General features: G+C 60.5%; 24 protein-coding genes. 13 read left to right on the forward strand and 11 right to left on the reverse strand.

Going from position 1 to position 25041, the window contains the following annotated elements; all coding sequences use genetic code 11:
* Positions 1 to 42: 42 nt before the first annotated feature.
* Complete coding sequence (gene mltA, locus V8689_RS02310) at positions 43 to 1236, reverse strand: murein transglycosylase A (RefSeq protein ID WP_056782971.1); 1194 nt, start codon at positions 1234 to 1236, stop codon at positions 43 to 45.
* 129 nt (positions 1237 to 1365) lie between these two features.
* Between mltA and V8689_RS02315 the strand changes: the two genes are divergently transcribed.
* On the forward strand, positions 1366 to 1815 hold the full coding sequence (locus tag V8689_RS02315) for a c-type cytochrome (protein WP_003194972.1): 450 nt from the start codon (positions 1366 to 1368) through the stop codon (positions 1813 to 1815).
* A 6-nt stretch (positions 1816 to 1821) separates the two neighbouring features.
* On the opposite strand, the gene V8689_RS02320 is transcribed toward V8689_RS02315, so the two are convergent.
* The 5 genes from V8689_RS02320 to V8689_RS02340 all read right to left on the reverse strand — a co-directional run bounded on the left by V8689_RS02320 (position 1822) and on the right by V8689_RS02340 (position 6784).
* On the reverse strand, positions 1822 to 2217 hold the full coding sequence (locus tag V8689_RS02320; RefSeq protein ID WP_056782969.1) for a DUF1090 domain-containing protein: 396 nt from the start codon (positions 2215 to 2217) through the stop codon (positions 1822 to 1824).
* 39 nt (positions 2218 to 2256) lie between these two features.
* Positions 2257 to 3921 (reverse strand): NAD-dependent DNA ligase LigB, encoded by a 1665-nt coding sequence (gene ligB, locus V8689_RS02325; protein WP_056782967.1) that lies wholly within the window; start codon positions 3919 to 3921, stop codon positions 2257 to 2259.
* A 95-nt stretch (positions 3922 to 4016) separates the two neighbouring features.
* Positions 4017 to 4367 carry a DUF1090 family protein gene (locus tag V8689_RS02330; protein WP_032894904.1) on the reverse strand — a complete coding sequence of 117 codons (351 nt, stop codon included), beginning with the start codon at positions 4365 to 4367 and terminating at the stop codon, positions 4017 to 4019.
* A gap of 211 nt (positions 4368 to 4578) precedes the next feature.
* Entirely contained in the window at positions 4579 to 5769 is a 1191-nt protein-coding gene (gene metK, locus V8689_RS02335) for a methionine adenosyltransferase (protein ID WP_003194964.1), read from the reverse strand.
* Between the two features lie 19 nt (positions 5770 to 5788).
* Entirely contained in the window at positions 5789 to 6784 is a 996-nt protein-coding gene (locus tag V8689_RS02340) for an ArsR/SmtB family transcription factor (protein WP_003194962.1), read from the reverse strand.
* Between the two features lie 260 nt (positions 6785 to 7044).
* Here V8689_RS02340 and tkt point away from each other — a divergent pair, with 260 nt between their 5' ends.
* The 8 genes from tkt (at position 7045) to V8689_RS02380 (ending at position 15071) form a co-directional block, all read left to right on the forward strand.
* Complete coding sequence (tkt, locus tag V8689_RS02345) at positions 7045 to 9042, forward strand: transketolase (RefSeq protein WP_034133964.1); 1998 nt, start codon at positions 7045 to 7047, stop codon at positions 9040 to 9042.
* Positions 9043 to 9180: 138 nt separating this feature from the next.
* On the forward strand, positions 9181 to 10236 hold the full coding sequence (gene epd, locus V8689_RS02350; RefSeq protein ID WP_003194958.1) for an erythrose-4-phosphate dehydrogenase: 1056 nt from the start codon (positions 9181 to 9183) through the stop codon (positions 10234 to 10236).
* Between the two features lie 17 nt (positions 10237 to 10253).
* On the forward strand, positions 10254 to 11417 hold the full coding sequence (locus tag V8689_RS02355; protein WP_056782965.1) for a phosphoglycerate kinase: 1164 nt from the start codon (positions 10254 to 10256) through the stop codon (positions 11415 to 11417).
* Positions 11418 to 11448: 31 nt separating this feature from the next.
* Positions 11449 to 11676, forward strand: a complete 228-nt coding sequence (locus V8689_RS02360; protein WP_003194953.1) for a hypothetical protein — start codon at positions 11449 to 11451, stop codon at positions 11674 to 11676.
* Between the two features lie 61 nt (positions 11677 to 11737).
* The gene (locus tag V8689_RS02365) at positions 11738 to 12070 is read left to right on the forward strand and encodes an MliC family protein (RefSeq protein WP_034133963.1); all 333 of its coding nucleotides are present in this window, start codon (positions 11738 to 11740) and stop codon (positions 12068 to 12070) included.
* Positions 12071 to 12346: 276 nt separating this feature from the next.
* Entirely contained in the window at positions 12347 to 13411 is a 1065-nt protein-coding gene (gene fba, locus V8689_RS02370) for a class II fructose-bisphosphate aldolase (protein WP_003177554.1), read from the forward strand.
* Positions 13412 to 13555: 144 nt separating this feature from the next.
* The gene (locus V8689_RS02375) at positions 13556 to 13807 is read left to right on the forward strand and encodes a helix-turn-helix transcriptional regulator (RefSeq protein ID WP_056782961.1); all 252 of its coding nucleotides are present in this window, start codon (positions 13556 to 13558) and stop codon (positions 13805 to 13807) included.
* Positions 13800 to 15071, forward strand: coding sequence for a type II toxin-antitoxin system HipA family toxin (locus V8689_RS02380; RefSeq protein WP_056782959.1), 1272 nt, complete (start codon positions 13800 to 13802; stop codon positions 15069 to 15071). Before V8689_RS02375 ends, V8689_RS02380 begins: the two co-directional genes overlap by 8 nt.
* Before the next feature lie 45 nt (positions 15072 to 15116).
* On the opposite strand, the gene V8689_RS02385 is transcribed toward V8689_RS02380, so the two are convergent.
* Positions 15117 to 15410 (reverse strand): hypothetical protein, encoded by a 294-nt coding sequence (locus V8689_RS02385; protein ID WP_056782957.1) that lies wholly within the window; start codon positions 15408 to 15410, stop codon positions 15117 to 15119.
* Positions 15411 to 15883: 473 nt separating this feature from the next.
* Positions 15884 to 16549 (reverse strand): polysaccharide lyase family 7 protein, encoded by a 666-nt coding sequence (locus tag V8689_RS02390; RefSeq protein ID WP_056782955.1) that lies wholly within the window; start codon positions 16547 to 16549, stop codon positions 15884 to 15886.
* A gap of 312 nt (positions 16550 to 16861) precedes the next feature.
* Here V8689_RS02390 and V8689_RS02395 point away from each other — a divergent pair, with 312 nt between their 5' ends.
* Genes V8689_RS02395 through V8689_RS02405 form a run of 3 tightly spaced genes read left to right on the forward strand, consistent with a single transcriptional unit; the run spans position 16862 to position 19824 of the window.
* Positions 16862 to 18967 carry a putative bifunctional diguanylate cyclase/phosphodiesterase gene (locus tag V8689_RS02395; protein ID WP_056782954.1) on the forward strand — a complete coding sequence of 702 codons (2106 nt, stop codon included), beginning with the start codon at positions 16862 to 16864 and terminating at the stop codon, positions 18965 to 18967.
* A gap of 42 nt (positions 18968 to 19009) precedes the next feature.
* Positions 19010 to 19510 (forward strand): M48 metallopeptidase family protein, encoded by a 501-nt coding sequence (locus V8689_RS02400; protein ID WP_003194942.1) that lies wholly within the window; start codon positions 19010 to 19012, stop codon positions 19508 to 19510.
* 17 nt (positions 19511 to 19527) lie between these two features.
* A complete protein-coding gene (locus V8689_RS02405; RefSeq protein ID WP_056782952.1) occupies positions 19528 to 19824 on the forward strand; it encodes a winged helix-turn-helix domain-containing protein in 297 nt (98 codons plus the stop codon).
* A 97-nt stretch (positions 19825 to 19921) separates the two neighbouring features.
* Here the strand turns inward: V8689_RS02405 and V8689_RS02410 are convergent, their stop codons facing one another.
* A complete protein-coding gene (locus tag V8689_RS02410; RefSeq protein WP_003194938.1) occupies positions 19922 to 20374 on the reverse strand; it encodes a GNAT family N-acetyltransferase in 453 nt (150 codons plus the stop codon).
* A 197-nt stretch (positions 20375 to 20571) separates the two neighbouring features.
* Between V8689_RS02410 and V8689_RS02415 the strand changes: the two genes are divergently transcribed.
* Positions 20572 to 21309 (forward strand): substrate-binding periplasmic protein, encoded by a 738-nt coding sequence (locus V8689_RS02415; RefSeq protein WP_003194936.1) that lies wholly within the window; start codon positions 20572 to 20574, stop codon positions 21307 to 21309.
* An 87-nt stretch (positions 21310 to 21396) separates the two neighbouring features.
* Here the strand turns inward: V8689_RS02415 and yccS are convergent, their stop codons facing one another.
* Positions 21397 to 23580, reverse strand: coding sequence for a YccS family putative transporter (gene yccS, locus V8689_RS02420; RefSeq protein ID WP_434520678.1), 2184 nt, complete (start codon positions 23578 to 23580; stop codon positions 21397 to 21399).
* Positions 23581 to 23787: 207 nt separating this feature from the next.
* A complete protein-coding gene (locus tag V8689_RS02425; protein WP_056783178.1) occupies positions 23788 to 24966 on the reverse strand; it encodes an NAD(P)/FAD-dependent oxidoreductase in 1179 nt (392 codons plus the stop codon).
* Positions 24967 to 25041: the final 75 nt, after the last annotated feature.

Below are 25041 nucleotides of genomic sequence, written 5' to 3' on the forward strand. Positions count from 1 at the left end.
GGAATTAGGGCAAGTCCCTCCCACATTGATTATTAGCGGTTGTCAGGTGCCGGCAGGCGCATCCGGCACCTGGGGCAATGCCGCACCTTTGGGCCACAGCATCCAGATTTGCCCTTGCTGTTTCATATTCCCCGCCAATTCGCCTGCGGCATTGCCTGTGCCCCAGAACAAATCTGCGCGCACTTCGCCAGTAATCGCGCCGCCCGTATCCTGGGCTGCGACCGGGCGTGCCAGTGGCGTGCCGTCTGGTTTGGTGGTCGACAACCACAACAGGCTTCCCAGCGGAATCACCTTGCGATCCACCGCCACACTGTAGCCGGCGGTCAATGGCACGTTCAGCGAGCCGCGCGGGCCTTCGTTGCTGTCGGGGCGGGCACTGAAGAATACGTAGCTGGGGTTGCTCGCCAGCAGTTCTGGAATGCGCTGCGGGTGGGCCTTGGCCCAGGCGCTGATGGCGCCCATGGTCACGTCTTCTTTTTTCAGCTCGCCTTGTTCCACCAGCCAACGGCCGATAGGGCGGTACGGGTAGCCGTTCTGGTCGCCGTAACCCACACGCAGTTGGCGCCCGCCGGCCAGTTGGATACGCCCCGAGCCCTGGATCTGCAGGAATTGCAGGTCCATCGGGTCGGTCAGCCAGGCGATCGGCTTGGCAGTGGAACCTTGGCTGTTGAGAGTGCTGGCATCGTCATACGGCTTGAGTACGCGGCCTTCCAGGCGCCCGCGCAGGCGCTTGCCCTTGAGTTCCGGGTAGATGCTCTCGAGGTTGACGATGATCAGGTCATCCGGCACGCCGTATACCGGCACGTGGGCGGTGGCGGTCTTGGTCAGGCTGCCGGGGTAGACGGGCTCGTAATAGCCCGTGATCAACCCGTTTGGCGTGTTGTCGGCCGAGCGCAGGCCGAAGACATCCAGGTGTTCCTTAAGAAAGCCGCGAACTGCCACGGCATCGCCCGGTACGCTGGCCGCGGCCGCGCAGGTCGCGCCCCAGATCGGGTCGGCCTTGAGGCGCTGGCAGGCGCTGCGCCAGGATTCAAACCCGGCGAGCAAGTCGCTGTCGGAAACGCTCGGCAGGGCTTCCCACGGTGCGCTCACATAGGTGGCAACGGCGTGAGGTTTGGTTGGCTCCTGGGCAACTTCTTTGCCGGTGTCTTTACCGCCATCGCAGCCGGCCAGTAGCGCGAACATCGGCAGAGCCCACGCCAGGCGCCGGCCCCAGGGTTTGAAGGTGACATTCATGTAGGTAGTTCCTGAAACGATTGCCCGTGCTTCACTGCATCCGGGCAACCCTTATTATTAATAGGGCTATTGGTCTTTGTAGGCGGTGCGAGGATACTGGCCGCCGTTTCCCGTGACCTTGAAGCCATGATGATGTTAAAAAAATTGACTGTTGTATTGCTGGCCTGCCTGGCGGTGTCTGCCTGTGGCGGTGTTGACCCCAATTCTCCCTTGGGCCAGCGCAAGGCGATCTTCAAGCAGATGCTCAAGACCGGTGAAGACCTGGGCGGCATGCTGCGCGGGCGTATCCCATTCGATGGCGCCAAGTTCGCCGAGGGTGCGGTCAAGCTGGATGCGTTGTCCCATGAGCCGTGGAAACATTTCCCGAGCGTGCGCGAAGAAGACCACACCAGTGCCAAGGATGATGTGTGGCAAAAACAGGCGCAGTTCCAGCAACTGGCTCGTGACCTTGAGGCGGCCACCGGTGAATTGGTGATCGCCAGCCAGGTGCAGCCTTATAAAGCCAGCAACCTTCAGCCTGCGGTGCAAAAAGTTGAAGATGCCTGCAGCGCTTGCCATAAACAGTTCCGCGATCATTGATCGGTTTTACTGGTCGAGTTCTTCCACCGCGTCTTGCAGCTCTTTGCGCGCTTCGGCCAGCTTCTCCTTGCGCTTGTTGATCTTGTCCGGGTCACCTTTTTTCATGGCCTTGTCGAGGTCGGCCTGACGGCGGCTGACGTCATGCTTGGCGTCGAGCACTTTGTTTTCACGTTCTTTCTTCAAGCTGGCATCGGTGCAGTTGGCGGTGACTTCGGCCAGGGCTTTTTCCAGGCCGGCCTGTTGGTAGCTGTTGCCGTGGGCCTTGGCCTGTTCGATCTGGCTGCTGATGGCCTGGCGTTTGGCGGCGCAGCCTGTGAGCGGTTGCGCGTCTTCGGCGGCCAACAGTGGCGTGCTCATGAAGCCTGCGAGGGTCAGCAAGGCAAAGGGGGCGAGAAATTTCATATAAAGCTCCAAGTTCGCAATCAGGTGGCCGGGTGGTGTTCAAAACCCATCTACCCCGGCTGCGCGTAATGTTTCAGCCATGGCTTGTACCTGCGGGTCGCGAAAAAAAGCGCTGAGTTGCGCTGCGCGTCCCGGGCCGATGCCATCTGAGGCCAGCCAGGCTTGGGTGTCTTTGGCGACCAGCGTCTGCCAGTTGCCTTCCAGGTTGTTGCGCGCCGCTGGCGGTATGCCCAAGGCGCAGAGCCATTGTAAAAAAGGGCGTTGCCGGGCGCTTTGAATACTGTCGAGCACCCGTGCGCGGGTACGCTCGCCTAAGCCCTCAATGGTAGCAAGCTCGGCCGCATCCAGGGTTAACCAATCGAGAAAGCCTGCGATTAGACCTGCCTGGATCAATACGTTCCAGGTTTCACGGCCCATATGGGGCAAGGCCAGGCCGTGTTTGCCGCTCAGCCAAGTGAGGCGGGCGAGCAGTTGATCTTCGCAACCGGGGTCCAGTTGCCAGCAGCTCAAGGCGTGGAAGTCTTGAGGGTCGGGTACCTGCACGTCCACGCGTGTCTTGTTGCGCAGGATCACCTCGTCCAGCCGCGGTATCACCTGGCCCGCCAGGCTGATCGACACATGATCGCCAGGGCGAATATCCAGGGCTTGCCAGCGCTTGAGCGAGCTGGCGCTGACCCGGCTGATCTGCCGATCATCCAGCCGTACGGGCTCCAGTTCGAGGATTGGGGTAATGCGCCCGGTGCGCCCCACCCTGAACTGAACGTTGCGCACCAGGGCCAGTGCCTTGATGGCCGGGTACTTCCAGGCAACCGACCAGTAAGGCGCACTGGCTTGCCAGCGCTCGGCGGGTGCTCGCGCAGCCTGGTGCAGCACCACGCCATCGCTGGCGAAGGGCAATGGCGCGTTGTACCAATGGGTACGCCAATGCGCGGCTTCGCTGATGGTGCCGACGGGCTGGCTGTACTGTTGACTGTCGGTGAACCCCCAGCGCGCCAGGGTGGCCAGGCGTTCGGTGAAGTCCGCCGGGCCGTCGGGCCATGCCCAGACGAACAGGCCGATCCCGGCAGCCTCGGCATCGTTCAACTGGCGACGGTTCATCAGGCCGGCCACTTTGCTGCGCGCATTGAGCCCGCCCTTGAGCGATTGCACATGGTGGTTGAGGCGCCAATAGAGTTCGCCTTGCAGCACAACATCAACGGCGTCGGGCAGCTGTTGGACAATGCCGGGGATCTTGGCGGCGGAGGCTGACCAGTCGTGACCCAGCAGGCCGTCGCCCCGACTGATGAGCTGGTGCAAGCGGCCCTGGCGATACACCAATGTCACCGCGACGCCATCGACCTTGGGTTGGACCCAGACATCCTGTCGAGTGCTGAGCCAGTCACTGACGGCCGGCTCGCTCGGCAGCTTCTGTAAACCCGTGTGCGCGACCGGGTGACGTAAGGTGCCGCGCGCCCTGGCCAGTGGGTTATCAGCCTTGGGTGTCTGCTGGCGGGCGCATTCCTGCCAATGCGCCAGGCGTGTGCGGGCCTGGTCGTAGAGCTCGTCGCTGATCAGCGATTGGCCCTGTCGATGGTAGCTGTCGTCCCACTGCTGGATTTGCCTGGACAAGGTTTCCAACTGTGAGTGAACGTCATCGGGGCAGGCTTCGGCCCAGGCCCAGGCCGGCAGGGCGCTTAGGAGAACAGCCAGTAATACGCGCATCATGAGCATCCTTGCTCGAAAAGGGTGCCCAGCCTAAGTGATCCACGCGCCCACAAAAAAGCCCCGACCGAGCGGGGCTTTTTACCGGGTATTTCTGTTTACTTGAACAGGCCGCCCAAGGCCTTCACAGCGTCGTTGTTTTCAGCCTTGGCCTGCTGCTTTTGCTGCTTGGCGTCGACTTTTGCCTGGCTGTCGGCGAGTTTGTTGCAAGCTTTGTTGACCTGCTCCAGCGCAGCCTCATACGCACGCACTTTTAACAGATCGTTCTTGGCATTGGCCGCGTCGATCTTGGCTTGCAGGTCTTTGGGTTGCTGCTGGCAATCGCCGGCATTGCCGCCACCGAGCTGGGCACTCAGGGCGCCGCTCAGTGCGTTCAGGTCAGCGGCCTGGGCTGGCAGGGTGAACAGGCTGAGCAGAAGGGCGGCAGGGGCGAGTGTGGAAATGCGCATGAAAACCTCAATGTTCGATTGCCTGCGCGCTTATCCATCCCGGGCGGGCGCAGTGCAATATCCAGTAAGGTGAAGGGCCCGAGAGGGCGCGGATTCTAGTGGGCCATCATTTGGCCTGCAAGCCTTGGATCCAAAAAAGCCCGAAGTGGCCCTGCAGACAACAAAAAGCCCCGCCAGGCAGGCCTGGCGGGGCTTTATTTACCGCGAACGATTACAGGCCGGCGGCGGTACGCAGGTCGTTGGCGCGGTCGGTTTTTTCCCAGGTGAAGGTGCTGAAGGTGTCATCGCCCACAGTCTTCTGCGCAGGGGTACGGCCGAAGTGGCCGTAGGCTGCGGTTTCCTGATACATCGGGTGCAGCAGGTCGAGCATGGTGGTGATCGCGTAAGGGCGCAGGTCGAAGATCTCGCGCACCAGCTTGACGATCTTGTCATCGCTGATCTTGCCGGTGCCGAAGGTATTCAGCGAGATCGACGTAGGCTGGGCCACGCCAATGGCGTAGGAAACCTGGATTTCGCAGCGCTCGGCCAGGCCGGCAGCGACGATGTTCTTGGCCACATAACGACCGGCGTAAGCGGCAGAGCGGTCAACCTTGGACGGGTCCTTGCCGGAGAACGCGCCACCACCGTGACGGGCCATGCCGCCGTAGCTGTCGACGATGATCTTGCGGCCGGTCAGGCCGCAGTCGCCCACCGGGCCACCGATGATGAACTGGCCAGTCGGGTTGATGTGGAACTGGGTGTCCTTGGTCAGCAGTTCGGCAGGCAGCACGTGCTTGACGATCAGCTCCATCACGCCTTCACGCAGGTCGGCGTAGGACACGTCGGGGTTGTGCTGGGTCGACAGTACGACGGCGTCGATGCCCACCACTTTGCCGCCTTCGTAGCGGCAGGTCACCTGGGACTTGGCGTCCGGGCGCAGCCATGGCAGTACGCCGGATTTGCGCGCCTCGGCCTGGCGTTGTACCAACTGGTGCGAAAAGGTGATCGGCGCGGGCATCAGCACGTCGGTTTCGTTGCTGGCGTAGCCGAACATCAGGCCCTGATCGCCCGCGCCCTGGTCTTCTGGCTTGGCTCGGTCAACACCCTGGTTGATGTCCGGGGATTGCTTGCCGATGATGTTCATCACGCCGCAGGTCGCGCCGTCAAAGCCAACGTCGGAGCTGTTGTAGCCAATGTCGGTGATCACGTCACGCACGATCTGCTCAAGGTCAACCCAGGCAGTGGTGGTGACTTCGCCGGCGATGATCGCCACGCCCGTTTTCACCAGCGTCTCGCACGCCACACGGGCGAACTTGTCTTCAGCGATGATAGCGTCCAGCACCGCGTCAGAAATCTGGTCGGCGATTTTGTCCGGATGCCCTTCAGACACGGACTCGGAGGTGAAAAGGGAGTATTCGCTCATCTCGATGTTTTCCTGATATTTACCGATGGTGAGTGTCGCCAGCCGGTCGCTGAAAATGGCGGACCTGAATCTGGAAACCATTACGTAAACCTACATAGAGGCTTTCCCCGGGAACGAGTCCCGCAGCGGTGGCCCAACGGGCCAGATCGTCCTGTTCAAAACCCAGCCAGAGATCACCGCAGGCCTCCTTGGCCCAATTCTGGTTGTGGCTGCATAAATCCGTAACCAGCAGGCTACCGCCGGGGTGCAGCAACCCGGCCATTTGCTTGAGGGCTTCTGCCGGTGCAGCGAAATGGTGCAAGACCATGTTCAGCACCACGCAATCGGCCCGCAGGCCGGTGTCACTCAGGGCGTCGGCCAACTGCAGGCGCACATTGCCCAGGGCTTCGCGCTCACAGAGTTGGCGTGCCAGTTCAAGCATTGCCGGGCTGTTATCCAGCGCCGTGACCTGCTCGAAGCGGCGCGCCAGTTCGGGCAGGAAACCGCCGTCGCCAGGGCCGACTTCCAAGGCCGTGGCCTCTTCACTGAAGCTCAGCTTGTCCAACAACGCCAGTACGCTTTCGCGGTACTGAGCCAGGCCGGCGATCAGGTCCTGTTGGGCGCGAAACTTGTCGGCCACCCGTGAGAAAAAATCCTGGCTGGCGGCGGCGCGTTGCCCGTGCACCTGGCCGATGCGCGACTGCACATCACCGGGCAGGCACAAGTTGTCCACTTCGTCGAGCAGGGCAGCGTGCAATTTGCCGCCAAGCAGTTCGGTATGGGGCAGGGCGCGTCGGTAGAAAATCGCATTGCCTTCGCGACGGGTGGCCACCAGGTCGGCCTGGGCCAGCACCTTCAAATGGTGGCTCATGCCGGACTGGCCGATGGCGAAGATCTGCGCCAGCTCCAGTACCCCGAAAGAATCGTTGGCCAGTGCGCGCAATACGTTCAAGCGCAACGGATCGCCAGCGGCCTTGCACAAGGCAGCCAGTTCATCGCCGTCGTCAGGACGCAGGGAGGGCACGGGTAGGTTCATAAGGCCAGCAGTCTAGTGACGGGTGTAGATCCCCGCAAGGCCAATATCAAAAAGTTTTGATATTGATCGATAAGTGGCGGTTATAAGCCATCGCTATAACCTTTAGACGAACCGGTTAAAGGTTTCTGCAAGGGATTGGTGCCCAAAGCACAGGAAAAACGCCCACAAGTGACTATCTGTCATTGCCCGCAGGCGGTGGCTGAGGGAAAATGCCGGTCCTTTTTTCCGTTTCTTTATAAGCAAACTCCAGGAGATCAGCGATGCCCAGCCGTCGTGAGCGTGCCAACGCCATTCGTGCCCTCAGCATGGATGCCGTGCAAAAAGCCAACAGCGGCCATCCCGGTGCCCCGATGGGCATGGCGGATATCGCCGAGGTACTTTGGCGTGACTACCTGAAACACAACCCGAGCAACCCGTCGTTCGCCGACCGTGACCGCTTCGTGCTGTCCAACGGTCATGGCTCGATGCTGATTTATTCGCTGCTGCACCTGACCGGCTACGACGTCACCATCGACGACCTCAAGAGCTTCCGTCAGCTGCACAGCCGCACCCCGGGCCACCCGGAATTCGGCTACACCCCAGGCGTTGAGACCACCACCGGTCCCCTGGGCCAAGGCCTGGCCAATGCGGTTGGTTTCGCCCTGGCGGAAAAAGTATTGGGCGCGCAGTTCAACCGCCCTGGCCACGACATCGTTGACCACCACACCTACGTATTCCTGGGTGATGGCTGCATGATGGAAGGCATTTCCCACGAAGTTGCGTCCCTGGCCGGCACCCTGGGCCTGGGCAAGCTGATTGCCTTCTACGATGACAACGGCATCTCCATCGACGGCGAAGTCGAAGGCTGGTTCACCGACGACACGCCAAAGCGTTTCGAAGCCTACAACTGGCAGGTGATCCGCAACGTCGACGGCCACGATCCGGAAGAGATCAAGACCGCCATCGACACCGCTCGCAAGAGCGCGCAGCCAACCCTGATCTGCTGCAAGACCACCATCGGTTTCGGCTCGCCGAACAAGCAAGGTAAAGAAGACTGCCACGGCGCCCCACTGGGTGACGCGGAAATCGCCCTGACCCGCGAAGCGCTGAAGTGGAACCACGGCCCGTTTGAAATCCCGGCCGACATCTATGCCGAATGGGATGCCAAGGAAAAAGGCCTGGCCGCCGAAGCCGAGTGGGACCAGCGTTTCTCGGCCTACTCCGCCGAATTCCCGGAATTGGCCAACGAACTGGTGCGCCGCCTGGCCGGTGACCTGCCTGCCGACTTCTCGGAAAAAGCCTCGGCCTACATCGCTGAAGTCGCGGCCAAGGGCGAGACCATCGCCAGCCGTAAAGCCAGCCAGAACACCCTGAACGCCTTTGGCCCGTTGCTGCCTGAGTTCCTCGGCGGTTCGGCTGACCTGGCCGGTTCCAACCTGACCCTGTGGAAAGGTTGCAAAGGTGTCTCGGCCGAAGACGCCAGCGGCAACTACATGTACTACGGCGTGCGCGAGTTCGGCATGAGCGCCATCATGAACGGCGTGTCCCTGCACGGCGGGTTGGTGCCTTACGGCGCGACCTTCCTGATGTTCATGGAATACGCACGTAACGCTGTACGTATGGCCGCGCTGATGAAGAAGCGCGTGATCCATGTCTACACCCACGACTCCATCGGCCTGGGTGAAGACGGCCCGACGCACCAGCCGGTCGAGCAACTGACCAGCCTGCGCACCACGCCGAACCTGGATTGCTGGCGCCCAGCCGACGCGGTGGAATCCGCCGTGGCCTGGAAGCACGCCATCGAGCGCAAGGACGGCCCTTCGGCGCTGATCTTCTCGCGTCAGAACCTGCAACACCAGGTGCGTACCGACGCGCAGATCGCCGACATCAGCCGTGGCGGTTATGTGCTCAAGGACTGCATCGGCGAGCCGGAGCTGATCCTGATCTCCACCGGTTCCGAAGTGGGCCTGACCGTTCAGGCGTACGACAAGCTGACCGCCCAAGGCCGCAACGTGCGTGTTGTGTCCATGCCCTGCACCAGCGTGTTCGAAGCCCAGGACGCCGGCTACAAGCAATCGGTATTGCCGTTGCAGGTCAGTGCGCGTATCGCCATCGAAGCGGCTCACGCTGACTACTGGTACAAGTACGTGGGCCTGGAAGGCCGCGTGATCGGCATGACCACCTACGGTGAGTCGGCGCCGGCGCCAGCCTTGTTCGAAGAGTTCGGTTTCACCCTGGAAAACATCCTGGGTCAGGCTGAAGAGTTGCTGGAAGACTAAGTCAGTCTGCGTTGTCTGTACTGACGCTATCGCGGGCAAGCCCGCTCCCACATTTGGATCGCGGTCCACTGTGGGAGCGGGCTTGCCCGCGATAGCGTCAGTACGTTCGACACCGAACTAACCTTGATCGAGAACCCCATGCCTCAACCGCGTCCCTACAAAGTTGCACTCAACGGCTACGGCCGCATTGGTCGTTGCGTCTTGCGTGCTCTGTTCGAGCGAGGGGCGGCGGCCGGGTTTGAAATTGTCGCGATCAATGATTTGGCCGACATGGCCAGCATCGAATACCTGACACGCTTTGACTCCACCCACGGCCGCTTCCCGGGCGAAGTGCGGGTTGAAGGCGATTGTCTGCATATCAATGGCAACTGCGTGCAAGTGTTGCGCAGTGCCACCCCCGAAGGCATCGACTGGAAAGCACTGGGCGTCGACCTGGTGCTGGAATGCTCCGGTGTCTATCACACCCGTGCCGATGGCCAGCGTTTCCTCGACGCCGGCGCACCGCGTGTGCTGTTTTCCCAGCCGATGGCCAGCGAGGCGGATGTCGACGCCACCATCGTCTACGGCATCAACCAGGATTGCCTGACCGGCGATGAGCTGCTGGTGTCCAACGCGTCGTGTACCACCAACTGCAGCGTGCCGTTGTTGCGCCTGCTGGATCAGGCGATCGGCCTGGACTACGTGTCGATCACCACGATTCACTCGGCGATGAACGACCAGCCGGTGATCGACGCCTATCACCACGAAGACCTGCGTCGCACCCGTTCGGCGTTCCAGTCAGTGATTCCGGTGTCCACCGGCCTGGCGCGCGGCATCGAGCGACTGCTGCCGGAACTTGCCGGGCGAATCCAGGCCAAAGCCGTACGGGTGCCGACGGTGAACGTGTCTTGCCTGGATATCACCATGCAAACCGTGAGCGACACTGACGCGGCCGAGGTTAACCGGATCCTGCGCGACGCCGCCACCAGCGGCCCGCTCAAAGGCCTGTTGGCCTACACCGAGTTGCCCCACGCCAGTTGCGATTTCAACCATGACCCGCATTCGGCAATTGTCGATGCCAGCCAGACCCGCGTTTCCGGCCCCAGGCTTGTGAACATCCTGGCCTGGTTCGACAACGAATGGGGCTTTGCCAACCGCATGCTGGATGTTGCCGAACACTATCTGCACATCGCTTCTAAACAACCTCAACAGTAATTCAGGAACTGCGACCCATGACCGTGTTGAAGATGACCGACCTCGATCTGCAAGGTAAGCGCGTACTGATTCGCGAAGACCTCAACGTCCCCGTCAAGGACGGTGTTGTCACCAGCGATGCGCGAATCCTGGCCTCGCTGCCGACCATCAAGCTGGCCCTGGAAAAAGGCGCGGCCGTGATGGTCTGCTCCCACCTGGGTCGCCCGATCGAAGGTGAGTTCTCTGCCGAAAACAGCCTCAAGCCTGTCGCTGAGTACCTGAGCAAGGCCCTGGGCCGTGACGTGCCATTGGTCGCAGACTACCTGGGCGGCGTGGACGTGAAAGCCGGCGATATCGTGCTGTTCGAAAACGTGCGCTTCAACAAGGGCGAGAAAAAGAACAGCGACGAACTGGCCCAGCAATACGCCGGCCTGTGCGACGTATTTGTGATGGACGCGTTCGGCACCGCCCACCGCGCCGAAGGTTCGACCCACGGCGTGGCCAAGTTCGCCAAGGTCGCCGCGGCGGGCCCGTTGTTGGCTGCCGAGCTGGATGCACTGGGCAAGGCCCTGGGCGCTCCGGCCCAGCCAATGGCCGCTATCGTGGCCGGCTCCAAGGTCTCCACCAAGCTGGACGTACTCAACAGCCTCAGCCAGATCTGCAACCAACTGATCGTCGGCGGCGGCATTGCCAACACCTTCCTGGCTGCTGCTGGCCACCCGGTGGGCAAGTCCCTGTACGAGCCAGACCTGCTCGACACCGCCCGCGCCATTGCCGCCAAGGTCAGCGTGCCGTTGCCGGTGGACGTGGTGGTTGCCAAGGAATTCGCTGAAAGCGCCGCCGCTACCGTCAAGCTCATCGCTGACGTGGCCGACGACGACATGATCCTGGACATCGGCCCGCAAACCGCGGCCAACTTCGCCGAGCTGCTCAAGGCATCCCAGACTATCCTGTGGAATGGCCCGGTGGGCGTGTTCGAGTTCGACCAATTCGGCAATGGCACCAAAGTACTGGCTAAAGCGATCGCTGAAAGCTCGGCGTTCTCCATTGCGGGCGGCGGCGATACCTTGGCGGCCATCGATAAATATGGTGTGGCTGATCAGATCTCCTACATTTCTACCGGTGGTGGCGCTTTCCTCGAGTTCGTCGAGGGCAAAGTGTTGCCAGCCGTGGAAGTGCTGGAAACCCGAGCCAAAGGTTAAGGCTCGCGTGATCAGGAAAAGGAGCGTTCCCATGATCAAGTCGTTGGCACTGGTGATTGCAGCGGGCCTGTTGGCCGGCTGCGGCAGCACACCCAGCGCGGCGCCCGAGGCGGATAATGCCAAGGCACCGTTGAGAAAAAGCTGTTACCAGGCTGACTGGCAAGCCGAGACCATGCCGGTGATCAACAAGCGCATCGGCAACGAACGGCTGGAGAAATACGACTCCGCGCCCAACGGTCAGGAACAGGGTTGCCCATGACGGGTCTGATCCACTAACCGACAGCAACGGCGGCCCATAGGCCTCCCTGCGAGGATTGGCAATGAAAGGCGTTTTCGCCCTGGCAGCCTTGGCCCTGTTGGCCGGCTGCAGCAGCATGAACCTGTTCGACAAGGCAGAGCCGGCTGACAAATGGACCACCTGGACCTGCGACAGCAAGGCCGAGGTCAACTGGCGCTTTGCCAACCCGGCCCGTTCCGAAGTGGATGTACGCCTCGGCGGTTCGGACCAGGTTTACCGGCTCAAGCAAGAAGTAGCCGCCTCCGGCGTGCTGTACAGCGACGGCCAGTTGGCGTTTCACACCAAGGGTGAGGAAGGCCTGGTTTACTGGGTGGCGACGGATGATTTGATTGGGCGCGGCTGTAAGGCCCAGTGAGAATACGATCTGAAGTCCAATGAGATCAAAGTGTGGGAGCTGGCTTGCCTGCGATTGCGGTGGGTCAGCAAAGCCAATATCGACTGGCTCGCCGCCATCGCAGGCAAGCCAGCTCCCACATTGACCTGCTTCACAGTGGCATTAGCGCTAGGCCACACCAGCAATAACGATTCAGCAGCACAAGGCTCAACCCCTTGATCTGCAATAACTTGAATAGCAGCCGCCGCTACGGCAGGCTTGCACGATTAACGACCCTCGACCGGGAGAGACAACACAATGGCACTTATCAGCATGCGTCAAATGCTGGACCACGCAGCCGAGTTCGGCTACGGCGTCCCAGCCTTTAACGTCAACAACCTTGAGCAGATGCGCGCCATCATGGAAGCCGCTGACAAGACCGACTCCCCAGTGATCGTCCAGGCTTCGGCCGGTGCGCGCAAATACGCCGGCGCCCCGTTCCTGCGTCACCTGATCCTCGCCGCGATCGAAGAATTCCCACACATCCCGGTGTGCATGCACCAGGACCACGGCACCAGCCCTGACGTGTGCCAGCGCTCGATTCAACTGGGCTTCAGCTCGGTAATGATGGACGGCTCCCTCGGCGAAGACGGCAAGACCCCAACCGACTACGAGTACAACGTACGCGTGACCCAACAAACCGTGGCCATGGCCCACGCCTGCGGCGTATCGGTTGAAGGCGAGCTGGGCTGCCTGGGTTCGCTGGAAACCGGCATGGCCGGCGAAGAAGACGGCATCGGCGCCGAAGGCGTGCTGGACCACAGCCAGATGCTGACCGACCCGGAAGAAGCCGCCGACTTCGTCAAGAAAACCCAGGTCGACGCCCTGGCCATCGCCATCGGCACCAGCCATGGCGCCTACAAGTTCACCAAGCCACCTACTGGCGACGTGCTGGCCATCGACCGCATCAAGGAGATCCACAAGCGCATCCCCAACACCCACCTGGTGATGCACGGTTCTTCCTCGGTACCGCAAGAGTGGCTGGCGATCATCAACCAGTACGGCGGCGACATCAAAGAAACCTACGGCGTACCGGTTGAAGAAATCGTCGAAGGCATCAAGTACGGCGTGCGCAAGGTCAACATCGACACCGACCTGCGCCTGGCCTCCACCGGTGCGATGCGTCGCCTGATGGCTACCAACCCGAGCGAGTTCGACCCGCGTAAATTCTTCGGCGCCACTGTGACGGCGATGCGTGATGTGTGTATCGCACGGTATGAAGCGTTTGGTACTGCGGGTAATGCTTCGAAGATCAAGCCGATCTCGTTGGAAGCGATGTACCAGCGGTATTTGAAAGGTGAGTTGAACGCTAAGGTGAATTGAACCTCAAGCGTTTAACTGAAGAAGCCCGCAGCGATGCGGGCTTTTTTGTGGGTGCCTGTTTATCCAGACGTAAGGTGATTGAAATGTCCGTCATAATGGACATAATCAGATTAATTTATTTAAAAGTTCGATATAGGTGACATTTTGCTCATCACGACCCCTCCAGCTTTTGGCGAGCGGCTCAGGCAACTACGCCGAGCTAAGCACTACAGCCAGCAGCAACTCGCGGAAAAAGCGCGGTGCAGTCGCAAGACCATCATCGACCTTGAGGCAGGGGAAAATGTCGCGATGTACACCGCCTTCAGGGTGATTACTGCGCTAGGCATGGCGCTGGAAGTGGTTGATCGGCGTATTGATCTCAAATCGCTTGCCGAACTGGTAGAGCACGATGAGTAAGATCAAACGGCTCAACGTCGCTACTCCCCAAGGCATTAGCGGCGAACTGTCCAAAGGATCGCAATTTTCCTTCGCCTACTCGTCGGCTGAGTCCCCTCGTGAAGTATCGTTGGTAATGCCTTATGACCCGACACCGACGGTCAGTAATGTTCTGCATCCGATTTTCGATATGAATGTTCCCGAGGGCTTCCTGGCTGATCAGATTAAGCGCCGCATGGCCAAGCATATGCAGGTGGATGAAATGCGCTTGCTGTCGGTCATTGGAGGCAACCAGATTGGTCGGCTGAGTTATGAAAACCCGATAGAGGCGTCCATGCCTGTAAAGGCTCAGGTCGGGTTACAGGAGATTCTGTCTGCCGATACCTCCCAAGGCGTATTCGATTTTCTGGTCGACACCTACTTCGAGTCCGGAATTTCAGGGGTGCAGCCGAAAGTACTGGTACCTGATCTGGACAAGTTGACGGGCAACCGCAAAACCATGCTCAGCTCTGACCTGATTGTAAAATCCGGTGCAGATGAATATGCCCACTTGGCGCAAAACGAATTCCTCTGTTTGGAAGCCGCTCGCCTTGCCGGGTTGGAAACGCCGCGTTTCTGGCTGTCCGACAGCGGTGATTTATTTGTTATGGAGCGCTTCGATCTGACCCCCTCGGGCAGGTTAGGATTCGAAGATATGGCGGTACTATTGGGGCTGAACAAAGACCCCCACGACAACTATAAGTATTCCCAGAGTTACGAAACGCTCGCGGCAGTGATTCGCGAGGTGTGCCAGCAGGGTGATGTGTTGCGTGAACTTGAGCGCTTTTTCTCCTCTGTTTGCTTGTCGGTCATGGTGCGCAATGGCGATGCCCACTTGAAAAATTTCGGTGTGCTCTATACCCATCCGGGAGCCCTCGAAACGGTGCAATTGGCACCTGTGTTCGATGTGACAACGACCACTGCCTATGAGCATTACAACCCCAAATCCGGCCAGGCATTGGTTGACCGTACCCTCGCCATCAAAATGAACAAAGTGAAGGCGTACCCTGATCGTCAACAGCTGATTGAGTTCGGGCGCAAGCACTGTGGTATCGCAGCCCCAGGCGTCATTATTGAACGCATCGCCCAAGCCATGTCCCAGGCGCTGAGTGCGCATCAGGCGCGTATTGATAGTGAGCTTTTTTCAACGATGCAAAAGGAGTGGGACGCGGGCCGTGCCATGGCGCTTCACGACTCGGTAACACCGGCTATGAGGCGCAGGCCGGTGGTAAGACCGTTGCGCTGAGGTCTATGAAAAACCCGCACGAATGCGGGTTTTTTGTTGTTGGGATCAGAAGACCACGGGTGTATCGAATCCACGGTGTTCAATGACTCGAAACACATAACTCACGTCCTGCACCAGAATGCGTGCGGTGTTGGCCACGTTGTTCAGGTCGCGCTCGGCGAAGTCTGGCAGGCTGGAGCAGGCCATCAGGTTTAGGTGTTCCAGAGCGGCGTTGAGACGTTCGCGCAGGCAGGCGTGGAGGTCGAGCAGTGGGGCTTTGCTGTCGATCAACAGCACGGGGTGGTCGGTGGCGGTTTCGGTGCAAGGGGTGAAGCGACGGGGTGGTAGTTGCTGGGTCATGGTGAATCCTTAACTCAAGAGAAGAATAACCACCGTTTGCTGCGAAACAAATTGGGTGGCAGCTGTACGCGGGTTCGCAGACCGAGGAGTTAAGACCCGGCAGACCCGAAGGTCTCCCACGCACAGCCGCCATAACAAAGACGACCTTCGGCAAGAGTACCGGGGTTGTTTTTGACGGGTGCGGTTTTAACTCTGTAGGGCTGCGAAACCCTATCGCCGATCAATGCCAGCGACGGGGCGAACTATAAGCGGCGATCTGGCTTGTCGCAATGGCACTGTAGGACCCGCACCGGACCTTGAGCCGATGCACGGTCAATGTGGGAGCCGGGCTTGCCCGCGATGGCGGTGTGTCAGGCGCCGAGGAGAGTGACTGATGCGCCGCCATCGCGGGCAAGCCCGGCTCCCACAGGGGGCTGCGGGGTGTTTAAGGTGTGGGATTTATCCGGGAAAAATCCTGCGCGTTGCGGGACGTTTCACTCATGATCAATATCCAACTTCGCAAACGTCACCCGCGCGCCCTCATTGGTGTCGCCCGAATTGTCCTGCACGTACACCCCCGCCTTGAAGTACAACGGCTTGTCGCCCCAGGCCGCGCCAATCCGTTCATTCCACTCGCTGTCGGCGGCATACACGCTGAGCAACCCGGCTTTGTTGAGGTTGATCACATAGGTGAAGCTCTTCTCCAGCGGCACATTGGAGGCGACGATGATCACCCGGCTTTCGGCCTCGTCCGGGCGCATGCGCACCTTGGCGACGATGTTGCCGGTCTGGGTTTTCTCCTTGAATTGGTACTCCAGCTTGATCAAGGGTTTCTGGCTGTCGTAGGCATGGATCTGGCCGATCACGATCTTGCCGGAGGAGGGCACCTGGTTGACCGTGAGGGTGGCGCGCAGGAAGTTGTCGGCTTCGGGGTAGGTCCAGTTGCGCAGGCGGCCGTCGGCGTAGGTTTCGCGCAGTTCGCTGCGTGGGTAGATGGCGTTTTCGGTACGCGAGCCCGTCACAGGTGTCCAGAACTGCACGTCGCTGTCTTTGGCCTGGAAGTATTGATCGTTGAAGCCGCTCAGTAGCCTTGGCGTTTCAATGGTCGTGGGTGGGGAGCCGACCGGAATGCTCAGGTTCCAGGTGGAAAGGTCGATCATGGTGTTGGCCTTTTTACAGAGGGTGAAGGCATTGGCCCAAAGGGCCTTCCAGGTTCTTTATAGGCGGTGCTGGTGAGATTGTTAAACAATTGCTGGCAATTTATTGGCGTCAGAGGAATGCCAAAAAGCCATGTTGCCCGTGAACCGCGGGCTACAGGGCCTTACCGTTAGTCGGCTTCCTGGCCTTTGGCACAATGATGGCCCCCACGTCACTTCTGCTTTTTTAGAACCACGGCTAGAGTGAGCCCTCAGTGTTTATCCGGCCTTTGTAACAAAAGTGACCGGTGTAGCTCCCTAAGGAAGAGACGTAGCATGGATGGCGCTCCACAACACGACGATGCAATTTCGGTTCTGTTGGTGGTCGATGACTACCCGGAAAACCTCGTCAGCATGCGTGCGCTGTTGCAGCGTGACGATTGGCGTGTGATCACCGCCGCGTCTGGCCTGGAGGCCCTGGAGTTACTGCTGGCCCACGACGTCGACCTGGTGCTGCTGGACGTGCGCATGCCGGGCATGGACGGCTTCGAGGTGGCACGCCTGATGCGGGGCAGCCAGCGCACGCGCATGACGCCGATTATCTTTCTGACCGCCACCGCCCATTCCCCCGACGCGGTGCTTGAAGGCTATGCCAGCGGGGCGATCGACTACCTGTTCAAGCCCTTTGACCCGCATATCCTCAAGCCCAAGGTGCAGGCGTTGCTGGAGCACCAGCGCAATCGCCGTGCCTTGCAGCGCCTGAGCCATGACCTGGAGTTGGCCCGCGCCTTCAATGCCTCGGTGCTGGATAACGCCGCCGAGGGCATTTTGGTGGTGAGCGAAGCCAGTGTGATTGAGTACGCCAACCCGGCCATTTCGCGGCTGTTGAATGCGACGATGGCTGAGCTGCAGGGCGAGAGTTTCCTCAGTTTTCTGCAAAAACCCCATGTGCCAGCCTGGTTGGGTTTCCCCATGTACGAGGCGTATCGCCGGGGCGAGACGTGGCGCCAACACGATGCCATTTTGCGCACCGGTCGGGGCCAGCAGGTGCCAGTGGCGTTGTCCTGTGCGCCCTTGCCTGCCGAGCAGAAGGCAATGGTGGTGACGGTGCTGGACATGTCTGAAGTGCGTCACCTGCATCAGCAGCTTGAGTTCCAGGCCGTGACCGACCCGTTGACCGGGCTGTTGAACCGGCGTGGTTTCCATCAGGCGATGGAGAACACCTTGCTGCGCAGCGAACGTAGCGAGCAGGCGCTGGTATTGCTGTACCTGGACCTGGATGGCTTCAAGCGGGTCAACGATACGCTGGGCCATGACGCCGGGGATCGCGTGTTGCGTTGGGTCTCGGAGCAAATGCAGGCGTGCCTGCGCTCCTACGACATTCTGGGGCGCATGGGCGGGGATGAATTCACCGCGTTGCTGGAGCTGGAGTTTCCCGAGCAGGCCGCGAAGATCGCGGAAAAGCTCATCGAGCGGGTGTCTGTGTGCCAGCAGGTCGATGGGTTGGAGGTGATGCTGGGGGTCAGTATCGGCATCGCGACCTTCCCGGATTGCGGCTCGGACTTGGGCGGCCTGCTGCGGGCCGCGGATATTGCCATGTACGAAGCCAAGCGCGCCGGCCGTCAGCAGTATCGTTACTACGACCAGGAAATGAACGGCCGCGCCCGCTCGCGGCTGATGCTGGAAGACAGTGTGCGCACTGCCATTGCGAACAAGGATTTCACTTTGGTGTACCAGCCTCAGGTCTGCCTGGAAGACGGGCGCTTGCGCGGCGTCGAGGCGCTGTTGCGCTGGCAACATCCCAGCGTCGGCGATGTGCCGCCGGGCCTGTTCTTGCCGCTGCTGGAAGAGGCGCGGTTGATCAACCAGTTGAGTGCCTGGATCTACCAGCAAGTCGCTGCCCAGCGCCAGGCCTGGCAAGCTACCTTCGACCCCGAACTGGTGTTGAGCGTGAGCCTGAGCAGCAGCCAGTTCAACATGCCCAACCTGGCTAACCAACTGCAGCAGGTGCTGGAGCGGCATGGGTTAGAGGGGCGGCAACTGGAAGTGGAAATCGGCGAGGACTGCTTGATGAGTAATCTTGCCGAGTCTACCAAGCAACTCCAGTTACTGCGCCGGATCGGGGTGCGGATTGCCCTGGACGATTTTGGCTGCGGCCAGTGCTCCCTGGCCCATTTGCGCGACCTCAAGTTCGATACCCTCAAACTTGACCCTCAACTGGTGGCGCGCCTGCCTGGCTCGGCGCGGGATGCGGCGATGGCGCGCAGCATCATCCAACTGTGTGAGCATTTTGGTGTGCTGGTGATCGCCGAAGGCGTGGAGACCCTTGAGCAAACACAATGGCTAAAGGTCAATGGCTGCGCGTATATCCAGGGGCCGTGGGCGGCGCTGCCGTTGATGGCCGAAGACGTTGCCGGCTGGTCGTACCCTCGCGCGCTTTGAATTCGCTACACTGGCGCCCGTCCCAATTGCGTTGCCGAGCCCATGACCGCGTTGAAATACCTCCAGGCCTACCCCGCCGCGCTCCAGGAGCAAGTGCGCCAACTGATCGCCAAGGACCAGTTGGGTGCGTACCTGGAACAGCGTTACCCCGAACGCCATGCGGTGCAGAGCGACAAGGCCCTGTACGCCTATGCCCTGGCCTTGAAGCAGGAGCACCTGCGTAACGCGCCGTCTATCGACAAAGTGCTGTTCGACAACCGCCTGGACCTGACCCATCGTGCCTTGGGTTTGCACACCACGATTTCCCGGGTGCAGGGCGGTAATCTCAAGTCCAAGAAAGAGATCCGCATCGCTTCGCTGTTCAAGGAAGCGGCCCCGGAGTTTCTGCGCATGATCGTGGTACACGAGCTGGCGCACTTCAAGGAGTCGGACCACAACAAGGCGTTCTACAAACTCTGCCAATACATGATGCCGGGCTACCATCAGGTGGAATTCGACCTGCGTGTGTACCTCACCTGGCGCGATTTGCAGGGCAAGCCCTAACCCCAAGGCGACTGACCATGGATGTGAGCAAGACCAAAAGCAGCTTCTACCGCCGCCTGTACGTGGCGTACTTGATCGACAGCCAACTGGCCAGCAGCGTCCCGGCGCTGACCGAGGCCACCGGCATGCCTAGGCGTACCGCTCAGGACACGATTGCGGCGTTGGCCGACCTGGATATTGTGTGTGAGTTCGAGCAGGAGGACGGTGCGCGCAACCATGCCGGGCGCTATCGGATTCGGAATTGGGGGGCGATTGATCGGGGGTGGATTGAGGCTAATCTGGCGTCGATCAAGCAGGTGTTGGGCTATCCCTGAGTTTAGCGGTGGCAGGGCTGACGCTATCGCGGGCAAGCCCGGCTCCCACAGTTGAATGCGTTCCAATGTGGGAGCTGGCTTGCCTGCGATGGCGCCCTCAGAGGCGGCGCATACCGATATGGGGAATATCGTCCTCCAGGTATTCCTCACCCGCCACCACAAACCCATACCGCCCGTAATACTTCTGCAAGTGCGCCTGGGCCGAGAGAAAAATCGGCGTTTGCGGCCAGATATCCTCAATACGCTCAAGCGCCTCTTCCATCATTTGATGCCCCAGCCCGGTGCCCCGCGCTGCCGGCGAAACGATGACGCGGCCAATCACCACATCGCCGCCCTGGGACTCCGGGTCCAGCAGGCGCAGGTAAGCCACCAGTTCATTATCGTTCCAGGCCATCAGGTGATGGGTATCACCCGCCAGGTCCTGCCCGTCGATGTCCTGATACGCGCATTTCTGCTCGACGACGAATACCTCGCTGCGCAAGCGCAGGAGGGCGTAAAGCTGGTCCTTGCCCAAGTCGTTGTGATGTTTACAAACCCAATCAACCGTCATGATGTGTGCTCTTATAAAGACGTGCCTGGATAGTAAGCGGGACGGGCGCCGCTGTCTAAAATTGGCAAATGTGTGAATGGCGTCAATTTGCCATCATTCAGTGCGTGCGCCGTTGGCTGCTTTGTGTAATCTGCAATGCAAGCTTATTGATGAGCTACTGTTATCAGGCCACCGCCTGCCCGCCAAGGACTTTGAGCATGCCGCGATTGACTCGTGCCGTTGCTTTGATCGCAGTGCTGTTGCTGGCCCAGCCGGTGCTGGCCCAGCGTCTGCGTCTAGTGGCGGATGGCTGGCCGCCGTTCACCGATGCCACCTTGATCAATGGCGGCCTGGCCACGGATATCGTCAGTACAGCCCTGGCCCGTGCGGGGTACGCCAGTGATTTTGAACAGGTGCCCTGGGCCCGTGCGCTCAAGGGCGTGGGGGATGGGCGCTACGATGTGCTGATCAACGCCTGGTACGACGAGGCCCGCACGCAGTTTGGCCAATTTTCTGCTGAGTACCTGCTTAACCGCGTGCGCTTTCTCAAGCGCAGCGATGATGACATTGGTTATCAGAGCCTGGCCGAACTGCGCGACGAGACCATCGCCGTGGTGCGCGGTTACGCTTACTCGGCGGCGTTCGACCAAGACACCCAGCTACAGAAAGTACCCGTGCACAACTTCGCCATGGCGGTGCGCATGCTCGCGGCGCGGCGGGTGCGGTTGACGCTGGAAGACGAATACGTGGCGCGTTATTACCTGGCTCGGGAGTCGCCGCGGGTGCGCAATACCGTGGCGTTTGTGGGCAAGCCCTTGAGCGAGAACAGCCTGCATATTCTGGTCAGTTTGAAGAACCCCGAGCATGCGCAGATCGTTGCGAGTTTTGATCGGGAGATTGCCAGGATGAAGGCTGATGGCAGTTATGCGCGGTTGATGAAGGCGCATGGGATGTAGCGTGCTTGCGGGCCTCATCGCGGGCAAGCCCGGCTCCCACAGTTGAATGCGTTCAAATGTGGGAGCTGGCTTGCCTGCGATAGCGGCCTAAGCCGCACCGGTATCCTTGATCAGATGCGCCGCCAACGTACGCAACGGCCCCAACTGCCGGCAGATCAACGCCAACTGCGTCTGTACCAACCGCTGCCCTTCGTCGATCTCATCGGGCATTTGCTCAAGCTCGGCGGCCAGCGCTTCCTCGGCATCGCTCTGGATCGCAATCGACTGTTTGTTGGCCAGGCCGGTGGCGATCTCATCAATGCTCGCCGCCAGGCTGTTGCCCGCGCCTTCGATCAAGTGCTCACGCACATCGCTCGGTAGCGAAGTATCGCGATGCGCGCCCAGGCCCGATAAATAGCTGAGCAAGGTGTGAGACAGCACCAGGAAGCGAAAGCCCACGTCGGCTTCCTTACGGAAGTGCCCAGGCTCCATCAGCATATTGGCCAGGGTGGTGGACAACGCGGCGTCGGCGTTGTGGGCGTTGCGGCGGGCCAGGCGGTAAGCCAGGTCGTCGCTCTTGCCGGCGGCGTATTGCTGCATGATCTGGCGCAGGTAGATGCTGTTGCAGGTCAGGGTGTTGGCCAGCACTTTGTTCAAGCGTCGGCCTTGCCAGTCTGGCAGGAACAGGAACACCGCCAGGCCCGCGATCAGGCTGCCGAGCAACGTATCGAACAGGCGCGGCAGGAACAGCCCGTAGCCATCGCCCACCTGGTTGAAGCAGAACAGCACCATCAAGGTGATCGCCGCCGTCGCCAGGGTGTAGCGGGTGGTGCGGTTGATAAAGAACACCAGGCCTGCGGCGATAGCGAACATCGACTGCACCACCGGGTTGGGGAACAGATCGAACAGCGCCCAGGCCACGGTGAGGCCGATGGCGGTGCCAATGATCCGCTGGCCGAGTTTGCGCCGGGTGGCGCCGTAACTTGGCTGGCACACGAACAGGGTAGTGAGGATGATCCAGTAACCCTGAGACGCATGGATGGCGTGCAGCGTGGCGTAGCCGACGGTCAACGCCAGGGACAGGCGCAGGGCGTGGCGGAACAGCAGCGACGTCGGCGTGAGTTGAGTGCGCAGGCGCGTCCACATCTCCTTGAGGTTGCGCGGGGCGCGGTCCAGCAGGTTGCTGTCGGTGGCGTCGGCCAGGGCATCGGGGTTGCTGGCGTCGCCCAGCAGGCGGTCGAGCGTAGACAGGTTGGCCGCCAGGGCGCGCAAGGAGCGCAGCAGGCCACGCCAGGCCGGGTTGCTCTGGATGCGCAGGTGCTCCAGGGACGCGTTGAGGTCGCCCAGGGCTTGGGCAAAACTGTCGTCGTAGATAAACGGTTGGCGCAGTTGGATCGACTCGGCCAGGGTCTGGCAGGCCTTGCCTTGCTGGCGCAATAGGCGCTGGCAACGAAACAGCACATCGCTGTGGATGAAGGCTTCGGTGAGGGCGTTGTAGGGGTAGTGGGAGGAACTGGCGCGCTCGTGGATGTCCTGGGCCAGGAAGTAGAGTTTCAGGTAACGGCTGACCTTCGAGCCCGGCCGGCCATTGCCGACGCGGTGCAGGATGATTTCCTTGGCGGCATTCAGCGCTGCGACTACCCGGCCATTTTGCTGGGCCAATTCCAGGCGCCGCGCTTCTACATCCAACTGCCGGATCGGTTCGAACAGGGAGGACTTGAGCTTGAGGTAACGCCCCAGCTCGCGGAACAACCGCGCCAGGCTCTGCTGCACCGGCTGGTTGGAAAACAGCGCCTGCCACAGCACCGACAACGCGCCGTACCAGGCGGCACCGGCGACCAGCAGCAGGGGCTCATGCCAGAAATCCGTGACGGCGCCGCCGCGCTGGTCCACGCCGATCATGGTGTAGACCGACAGAATCAAGGTGGCCGAAGCAATCGCGCCATAGCGTTCGCCCAGCGCGCCGAGCATGGTCAGGCAGAAACTGGCCAGGGCCAGGGCAATGGCAAATATCCAGGGGTAAGGGAACAGCAGCTCCACCGACAGCGCGGCGATGCTGAAACACACCAGTGTCACCGCCAGCGCATTGAGGCGGCCTTGCCAGCTGTCATCGGTCTCGGCCAGGGCGCTGGCGATAATCCCCAGGAACAGCGGGATCAGCAGCGTCATTTCATCCTGGTACCAACACAACGCCATGCTGCCGGTGAGGGCGATGAACACCCGTACGCTGTAGCTGAATTTATCCAGCGCCCACAGGCGCCGCATGGACTGCTTGAACGAGGTCGATGACATGAAGTCTGGAGTCTTCCGGGACGTTGTCGCTAAATTGAGCCAGTAATGACGCCACGGCAAGCGCGACGATCACATCGGACAGCAAAATTTTCAGTATCACTGCAAAACCAATGTGGGAGCTGGCTTGCCTGCGATAGCGGTGTTGGATTCACCACCGCTATCGCAGGCAAGCCAGCTCCCACAGGGGATTGCATTTCAAAGTGCAAGTCAGGCGTATTGCGCGGCCGCGTAGCCCGAGGCCCAGGCCCACTGGAAATTGAACCCGCCCAGGTGGCCGGTCACATCCAGCACTTCGCCGATAAAGTACAGGCCGGGGCTTTTCAGCGATTCCATGGTCTTGGACGACACTTCCCGCGTATCCACCCCGCCCAATGTCACCTCGGCGGTGCGATAACCCTCGGTGCCGGCCGGTACCAGTTGCCAGCTCCCCAGCTTTTGCGCGATATCGGCAATTTCAGCGTGGGTGTACTGCTTCATCGGCTTGGATTCGAACCAGCTTTGAGCCAGCAGGTTGGCCATCTTCTTGGTGAAGATCTCGCCCAGCAGGGTTTTCAACTCGCTATTGGGGTGTTCGGCCTGTTGCTGTTGCAGCCAGGCATGGGCGTCGTGGTCGGGCAGCAGGTTGATTTCTACCGTGTCGCCGGAGTGCCAATACGAGGAAATCTGCAAAATCGCCGGCCCGCTCAGGCCGCGGTGGGTGAACAGGATGTTCTCGCGAAAGCTCTGGCCGTTGCAGCTCACCAGGCAGTCGACCGAGGTGCCGGACAACTCGCCACACAAATCCTTGAGCTGGTCGGTGATGGTGAACGGCACCAGCCCGGCGCGGGTCGGCAGCAGTTCATGGCCGAATTGCTTGGCCACCTGGTAACCGAAACCAGTGGCGCCCAGTGTCGGGATCGACAAACCGCCCGTGGCGATCACCAGGGATTCACAGCGCAGTTCGCCCAGGGTGGTTTGCAGTTGATAGCCGCTTTCGAGCTTGGCGATGGCCTCGATGGAGGTGTCCAGGTGCAGGCTCACGCCGGTCTGGATGCACTCATCAAGCAGCATGCCGAGGATGTCGCTGGACTTGTTGTCGCAGAACAGCTGGCCGAGTTTCTTCTCGTGGTACGGCACGCCGTGCTTGGCCACCAGCCCGATGAAATCCCACTGGGTGTAGCGGGCCAGGGCGGACTTGCAGAAGTGCGCGTTATGGGAGAGGAAGTTGGCCGGCTCGGTGTACATGTTGGTGAAGTTGCAGCGGCCACCCCCAGACATCAGGATTTTCTTGCCGGCCTTGTTGGCGTGGTCGATCAACATCACTTTGCGCCCACGCCCGGCGGCGGTCAGCGCGCACATCAAGCCTGCGGCGCCGGCGCCAATGATCACAACTTCGGTCGAGCGCACAGCCATGTCCTCACAAAAATTCTGAATTGAAATACAGTCAAAACTGTGGGAGCTGGCTTGCCTGCGATGGCTGTA

This window comes from Pseudomonas sp. AK181 (genome assembly GCF_051122975.1).
Taxonomy (GTDB): domain Bacteria; phylum Pseudomonadota; class Gammaproteobacteria; order Pseudomonadales; family Pseudomonadaceae; genus Aquipseudomonas; species Aquipseudomonas lactis.

What these genes read in the sequence shown, in the direction of transcription:
- mltA (WP_056782971.1), bottom strand. Translation starts at nt 1,236, where the DNA reads ATGAATGTCACCTTCAAACCCTGGGGCCGGCGCCTGGCGTGGGCTCTG.
- V8689_RS02315 (WP_003194972.1), top strand. Translation starts at nt 1,366, where the DNA reads ATGATGTTAAAAAAATTGACTGTTGTATTGCTGGCCTGCCTGGCGGTG.
- V8689_RS02320 (WP_056782969.1), bottom strand. Translation starts at nt 2,217, where the DNA reads ATGAAATTTCTCGCCCCCTTTGCCTTGCTGACCCTCGCAGGCTTCATG.
- ligB (WP_056782967.1), bottom strand. Translation starts at nt 3,921, where the DNA reads ATGATGCGCGTATTACTGGCTGTTCTCCTAAGCGCCCTGCCGGCCTGG.
- V8689_RS02330 (WP_032894904.1), bottom strand. Translation starts at nt 4,367, where the DNA reads ATGCGCATTTCCACACTCGCCCCTGCCGCCCTTCTGCTCAGCCTGTTC.
- metK (WP_003194964.1), bottom strand. Translation starts at nt 5,769, where the DNA reads ATGAGCGAATACTCCCTTTTCACCTCCGAGTCCGTGTCTGAAGGGCAT.
- V8689_RS02340 (WP_003194962.1), bottom strand. Translation starts at nt 6,784, where the DNA reads ATGAACCTACCCGTGCCCTCCCTGCGTCCTGACGACGGCGATGAACTG.
- tkt (WP_034133964.1), top strand. Translation starts at nt 7,045, where the DNA reads ATGCCCAGCCGTCGTGAGCGTGCCAACGCCATTCGTGCCCTCAGCATG.
- epd (WP_003194958.1), top strand. Translation starts at nt 9,181, where the DNA reads ATGCCTCAACCGCGTCCCTACAAAGTTGCACTCAACGGCTACGGCCGC.
- V8689_RS02355 (WP_056782965.1), top strand. Translation starts at nt 10,254, where the DNA reads ATGACCGTGTTGAAGATGACCGACCTCGATCTGCAAGGTAAGCGCGTA.
- V8689_RS02360 (WP_003194953.1), top strand. Translation starts at nt 11,449, where the DNA reads ATGATCAAGTCGTTGGCACTGGTGATTGCAGCGGGCCTGTTGGCCGGC.
- V8689_RS02365 (WP_034133963.1), top strand. Translation starts at nt 11,738, where the DNA reads ATGAAAGGCGTTTTCGCCCTGGCAGCCTTGGCCCTGTTGGCCGGCTGC.
- fba (WP_003177554.1), top strand. Translation starts at nt 12,347, where the DNA reads ATGGCACTTATCAGCATGCGTCAAATGCTGGACCACGCAGCCGAGTTC.
- V8689_RS02380 (WP_056782959.1), top strand. Translation starts at nt 13,800, where the DNA reads ATGAGTAAGATCAAACGGCTCAACGTCGCTACTCCCCAAGGCATTAGC.
- V8689_RS02385 (WP_056782957.1), bottom strand. Translation starts at nt 15,410, where the DNA reads ATGACCCAGCAACTACCACCCCGTCGCTTCACCCCTTGCACCGAAACC.
- V8689_RS02390 (WP_056782955.1), bottom strand. Translation starts at nt 16,549, where the DNA reads ATGATCGACCTTTCCACCTGGAACCTGAGCATTCCGGTCGGCTCCCCA.
- V8689_RS02395 (WP_056782954.1), top strand. Translation starts at nt 16,862, where the DNA reads ATGGATGGCGCTCCACAACACGACGATGCAATTTCGGTTCTGTTGGTG.
- V8689_RS02400 (WP_003194942.1), top strand. Translation starts at nt 19,010, where the DNA reads ATGACCGCGTTGAAATACCTCCAGGCCTACCCCGCCGCGCTCCAGGAG.
- V8689_RS02405 (WP_056782952.1), top strand. Translation starts at nt 19,528, where the DNA reads ATGGATGTGAGCAAGACCAAAAGCAGCTTCTACCGCCGCCTGTACGTG.
- V8689_RS02410 (WP_003194938.1), bottom strand. Translation starts at nt 20,374, where the DNA reads ATGACGGTTGATTGGGTTTGTAAACATCACAACGACTTGGGCAAGGAC.
- V8689_RS02415 (WP_003194936.1), top strand. Translation starts at nt 20,572, where the DNA reads ATGCCGCGATTGACTCGTGCCGTTGCTTTGATCGCAGTGCTGTTGCTG.
- yccS (WP_434520678.1), bottom strand. Translation starts at nt 23,580, where the DNA reads ATGTCATCGACCTCGTTCAAGCAGTCCATGCGGCGCCTGTGGGCGCTG.